7 protein-coding genes are annotated in these 4,439 nt (G+C 52.8%); 5 read left to right on the forward strand and 2 right to left on the reverse strand.

Annotation, left to right across the window (positions count from 1 at the left end; genetic code table 11):
• The first annotated feature begins 225 nt into the window (after positions 1-225).
• Together ubiT and EQY_RS0120405 are read left to right on the forward strand one after the other, a co-directional pair.
• Positions 226-750 carry a ubiquinone anaerobic biosynthesis accessory factor UbiT gene (gene ubiT, locus EQY_RS0120400; RefSeq protein WP_001517154.1) on the forward strand — a complete coding sequence of 175 codons (525 nt, stop codon included), beginning with the start codon at positions 226-228 and terminating at the stop codon, positions 748-750.
• Entirely contained in the window at positions 744-1,247 is a 504-nt protein-coding gene (locus EQY_RS0120405; RefSeq protein WP_000908553.1) for a GNAT family N-acetyltransferase, read from the forward strand. Before ubiT ends, EQY_RS0120405 begins: the two co-directional genes overlap by 7 nt.
• On the opposite strand, the gene yhbQ is transcribed toward EQY_RS0120405, so the two are convergent.
• The gene (gene yhbQ / locus EQY_RS0120410) at positions 1,234-1,536 is read right to left on the reverse strand and encodes a DNA damage response exodeoxyribonuclease YhbQ (protein WP_000189371.1); all 303 of its coding nucleotides are present in this window, start codon (positions 1,534-1,536) and stop codon (positions 1,234-1,236) included. The genes EQY_RS0120405 and yhbQ overlap by 14 nt on opposite strands.
• Before the next feature lie 50 nt (positions 1,537-1,586).
• Between yhbQ and EQY_RS0120415 the strand changes: the two genes are divergently transcribed.
• The gene (locus EQY_RS0120415; protein ID WP_000449460.1) at positions 1,587-2,030 is read left to right on the forward strand and encodes a YhbP family protein; all 444 of its coding nucleotides are present in this window, start codon (positions 1,587-1,589) and stop codon (positions 2,028-2,030) included.
• On the opposite strand, the gene yhbO is transcribed toward EQY_RS0120415, so the two are convergent.
• Positions 2,010-2,528, reverse strand: a complete 519-nt coding sequence (yhbO, locus tag EQY_RS0120420) for a protein/nucleic acid deglycase (RefSeq protein ID WP_000037602.1) — start codon at positions 2,526-2,528, stop codon at positions 2,010-2,012. The genes EQY_RS0120415 and yhbO overlap by 21 nt on opposite strands.
• A 127-nt stretch (positions 2,529-2,655) precedes the next feature.
• Between yhbO and EQY_RS0120425 the strand changes: the two genes are divergently transcribed.
• Both EQY_RS0120425 and EQY_RS0120430 read left to right on the forward strand, forming a co-directional pair.
• Positions 2,656-3,291 carry an NAD(P)H-binding protein gene (locus EQY_RS0120425; RefSeq protein ID WP_000084526.1) on the forward strand — a complete coding sequence of 212 codons (636 nt, stop codon included), beginning with the start codon at positions 2,656-2,658 and terminating at the stop codon, positions 3,289-3,291.
• A 72-nt stretch (positions 3,292-3,363) separates the two neighbouring features.
• Positions 3,364-4,404, forward strand: coding sequence for a permease (locus tag EQY_RS0120430; RefSeq protein WP_000147638.1), 1,041 nt, complete (start codon positions 3,364-3,366; stop codon positions 4,402-4,404).
• The last annotated feature ends 35 nt before the right edge of the window (positions 4,405-4,439 follow it).

The raw sequence follows: 4,439 nt of genomic DNA on the forward strand, positions 1-4,439 counted from the left end.
GGGGGGGATGTGTTCATTACATTTCCTGAAGGTTGCGCTATCAAAGCGCAAAAATGTTAACGAACTGGGATTTTAGTTAACCTTGCTGCGACAATTTTTGATTTAAGGCAGTTAAAGTTGTATTGGTGGTAGCAGCAATTTCATATGGAATTGTTGATTTATACCGCTATGTTATTTTCCTGATATGGCAAAATAGGACGATTGTTGAAACAGGGAGTAAAACTCGTGTTGGATAAACTGCGTTCCCGTATTGTGCATTTGGGGCCATCTCTGTTGAGTGTACCGGTAAAACTGACGCCATTTGCGCTAAAACGCCAGGTTCTTGAGCAGGTCTTAAGCTGGCAATTCCGTCAGGCGCTGGACGACGGCGAGCTTGAGTTTCTTGAAGGCCGCTGGTTAAGTATTCATGTGCGTGATATTGACCTGCAATGGTTTACCTCGGTGGTGAATGGCAAACTGGTTGTCAGCCAGAACGCGCAAGCTGATGTGAGTTTTAGTGCCGACGCCAGCGATCTGCTGATGATTGCGGCGCGTAAACAGGATCCGGATACGCTCTTCTTCCAGCGTCGACTGGTGATTGAAGGCGATACGGAGCTGGGGCTGTATGTGAAAAACCTGATGGACGCCATTGAACTGGAGCAAATGCCGAAAGCCTTACGCATGATGCTGCTGCAACTGGCGGATTTTGTTGAGGCGGGAATGAAAACCACGCCTGAAACCAAACAGACATCGGTAGGTGAACCATGCTAATTCGAGTAGAAATTCCCATTGATGCGCCGGGTATTGATGCCCTGCTGCGTCGTTCATTCGAAAGCGATGCGGAAGCGAAGCTGGTTCACGATCTGCGTGAAGATGGCTTTCTGACGCTGGGGCTGGTGGCGACAGATGACGAAGGTCAGGTCATTGGCTATGTGGCATTTAGTCCGGTAGATGTGCAGGGCGAAGATCTGCAATGGGTCGGCATGGCACCGCTGGCGGTTGATGAAAAATACCGTGGGCAGGGGCTGGCACGCCAACTGGTTTATGAAGGACTCGATTCGCTTAATGAGTTCGGCTATGCCGCAGTGGTGACGCTGGGCGATCCGGCGCTGTACAGTCGTTTCGGCTTTGAGCTGGCTGCACATCACGATCTGCGTTGCCGCTGGCCGGGCACTGAAAGCGCCTTCCAGGTACATCGTTTAGCGGATGACGCGCTGAATGGCGTAACTGGTCTGGTTGAATACCACGATCATTTCAATCGCTTTTAATCTCCGGGGTTTGCAGACTGCTTAACAGCTCTGCAAACCCTGCGCCTTCCGCTACCAGACGCTCTTTCTGCCGTTTGGTTAGTTGCTTAACGCGATATTCCGCCCGTAGCGCCAGCGAACGGTCGCCAACTGGTGCGGAAAACGCCAGCGTCAGTTCACCTTTCCCACGCAGTGCTTTCGCCCCTTTACCGCTCTGGTGCTGCTGATAGCGACGTTCGACATCCGTGGTAATCCCGGTATAAAGCTTATTATCGGCGGTACGAATCAAATAGAGATACCAGGGTGTCATCGTTTGTGTCACATGTTAAGGTCAGGCCAACAGTATAAAAGAGAACAGCAATGGAAACACTCACCGCCATCAGCCGTTGGCTGGCAAAACAACATGTTGTCACCTGGTGTGTGCAGCAGGAAGGGGAACTGTGGTGCGCCAATGCCTTTTATCTTTTTGATGCACAGAAAGTCGCCTTCTACATTTTGACGGAAGAAAAAACGCGTCACGCGCAGATGAGCGGATCGCAGGCGGCTGTTGCTGGAACGGTAAACGGTCAGCCGAAAACAGTAGCGTTAATTCGTGGCGTGCAATTTAAAGGTGAGATCCGCAAACTGGAAGGTGAGGAAAGCGACCTTGCGCGTCAGGCGTACAATCGCCGCTTTCCGGTTGCCAGAATGCTGTCGGCACCGGTTTGGGAAATCCGGCTCGATGAAATCAAATTCACCGACAACACGCTGGGCTTTGGTAAAAAAATAATTTGGTTACGTGACTCAGGCACCGAGCAGGCGTAACGCCTCGCGGTTAAACGCTGGCAGATCGTCCGGCGTCCGGCTGGTAACCAGCTGATCTTTATCGACCACCACTTCCTGATCGTAAAATTCCGCGCCTGCGTTTTTAACATCAATAATAATCGGTTTAACGGCGGTCAGCTTACGACCGCGAATCACATCGGCGCTAATCAGCAGTTGCGGGCCGTGGCAGATAGCGAAGACCGGTTTACCGCTATTCACAAAATCTCGCGTGAAGGTGACAAAACGATTATCACCACGCAGATAATCCGGTGAATGACCACCAGGAAGCAGCAGGGCATCAAACTCTGCTGGCGTCACTTCATCGATGGATTTATCGATAGTCACGCTGGCTTCCCCTTTTTTTCCTTTCACCGTTTTACCCGCTTGCTTTTCAATGGTGACAACTTCGTGTCCGGCTTTACGAAATGCATCTGCGGGTGAAGTAAATTCTGAATCCTCAAATTCATCAGTGATTAAAACTGCAATCTTTTTACTCATGCTTCCTCCGCGTTGTTGCATTGAATGAGGCGAATTTCCCACAATCGGGGATAATTACCACGTAGACTATTAAGCCTGGTGCATGTACCGGGGAGTGCAAGGCGGACAATTCTGTAAAGGAGCGAAGATGAGTCAGGTACTGATTACAGGCGCAACGGGGCTGGTGGGCGGTCACCTGCTGCGGATGTTGATTAACGAACCGAAAGTAAACGCCATTGCTGCGCCGACGAGACGCCCGTTGGGCGATATGCCAGGCGTGTTTAATCCCCATGATCCACAACTGACCGACGCGCTGGCGCAGGTCACCGATCCGATAGATATTGTGTTTTGTTGTCTTGGCACCACGCGGCGGGAGGCGGGTAGCAAAGAAGCGTTTATTCATGCCGATTACACGCTGGTCGTGGACACCGCGTTAACCGGACGGCGGCTGGGTGCACAGCATATGCTGGTGGTTAGTGCCATGGGCGCAAACGCGCATTCGCCCTTTTTCTATAACCGCGTCAAAGGGGAGATGGAAGAAGCGCTAATTGCCCAGAACTGGCCGAAACTGACCATTGCGCGTCCGTCGATGTTGCTGGGCGATCGTAGCAAACAGCGGATGAACGAAACGCTTTTTGCGCCGCTGTTTCGTTTGCTGCCTGGCAACTGGAAATCCATTGATGCACGGGATGTGGCGCGGGTCATGCTGGCAGAAGCCATGCGGCCTGAACATGAAGGGGTGACTATTTTAAGCTCTTCAGAACTACGCAAAAGAGCTGAATAATTATTCCCAAGGATTGATAGTGAGCGTAATATTCACGCGCTCAATTATCATAACTTATTCCTGGGGAATGCTATGACTGGTCAGTCTTCATCTCAGGCGGCAACGCCCATTCAGTGGTGGAAACCCGCGCTTTTCTTTCTCGTTGTCATTGCCGGACTTTGGTATGTGAAATGGCAACCCTACTACGGCAAAGCGTTTACCGCCGCCGAAACCCACAGTATCGGTAAATCAATACTCGCGCAGGCGGATGCCAATCCGTGGCAGGCAGCGTGGGATTACGCGATGATCTATTTCCTCGCGGTATGGAAAGCGGCGGTGCTGGGGGTGATGCTTGGGTCGTTGATTCAGGTGCTGATTCCACGTGACTGGCTGCTGCGCACGCTGGGGCAATCCCGCTTTCGCGGAACTTTGCTGGGAACGCTGTTTTCGCTACCAGGTATGATGTGTACCTGCTGTGCGGCACCGGTCGCGGCGGGGATGCGTCGCCAGCAAGTGTCGATGGGCGGTGCGCTGGCATTCTGGATGGGGAATCCGTTGTTAAACCCGGCGACGCTGGTGTTTATGGGGTTTGTTCTCGGCTGGGGCTTTGCGGCGATTCGTCTGGTTGCGGGGCTGGTGATGGTGTTGTTGATTGCGACACTGGTGCAAAAATGGGTGCGTGAGACACCGCAAACGCAGGCACCGGTCGAAATTGACATGCCGGAAGCGCAGGGCGGATTTTTTAGCCGCTGGGGCAGGGCGCTGTGGACGCTGTTCTGGAGTACGATCCCGGTTTATATCCTTGCAGTACTGGCGTTGGGTGCCGCTCGCGTCTGGTTATTCCCCCATGCCGATGGCGCTATTGATAACAGCCTGATGTGGGTAGTGGCGATGGCGGTAGCAGGATGCTTGTTTGTCATTCCCACGGCGGCAGAAATTCCGATTGTGCAAACGATGATGCTGGCAGGTATGGGAACCGCTCCGGCGCTGGCATTGTTGATGACGCTCCCGGCGGTGAGTTTGCCGTCACTGATTATGTTGCGTAAAGCGTTTCCGGCGAAAGCCTTATGGCTGACCGGGGCGATGGTGGCGGTGTCTGGTGTGATTGTCGGCGGGCTGGCGCTGTTGGCCTGAAACATGTCGGATGCGGCGTAAACGCCTTATCCGAC

This window comes from Escherichia sp. TW14182, from assembly GCF_000208525.1.
In the GTDB taxonomy this organism is placed as follows: Bacteria; Pseudomonadota; Gammaproteobacteria; order Enterobacterales; family Enterobacteriaceae; genus Escherichia; species Escherichia ruysiae.

What these genes read in the sequence shown, in the direction of transcription:
- EQY_RS0120430 (WP_000147638.1), top strand. Translation starts at nt 3,364, where the DNA reads ATGACTGGTCAGTCTTCATCTCAGGCGGCAACGCCCATTCAGTGGTGG.
- yhbQ (WP_000189371.1), bottom strand. Translation starts at nt 1,536, where the DNA reads ATGACACCCTGGTATCTCTATTTGATTCGTACCGCCGATAATAAGCTT.
- EQY_RS0120415 (WP_000449460.1), top strand. Translation starts at nt 1,587, where the DNA reads ATGGAAACACTCACCGCCATCAGCCGTTGGCTGGCAAAACAACATGTT.
- EQY_RS0120425 (WP_000084526.1), top strand. Translation starts at nt 2,656, where the DNA reads ATGAGTCAGGTACTGATTACAGGCGCAACGGGGCTGGTGGGCGGTCAC.
- yhbO (WP_000037602.1), bottom strand. Translation starts at nt 2,528, where the DNA reads ATGAGTAAAAAGATTGCAGTTTTAATCACTGATGAATTTGAGGATTCA.
- EQY_RS0120405 (WP_000908553.1), top strand. Translation starts at nt 744, where the DNA reads ATGCTAATTCGAGTAGAAATTCCCATTGATGCGCCGGGTATTGATGCC.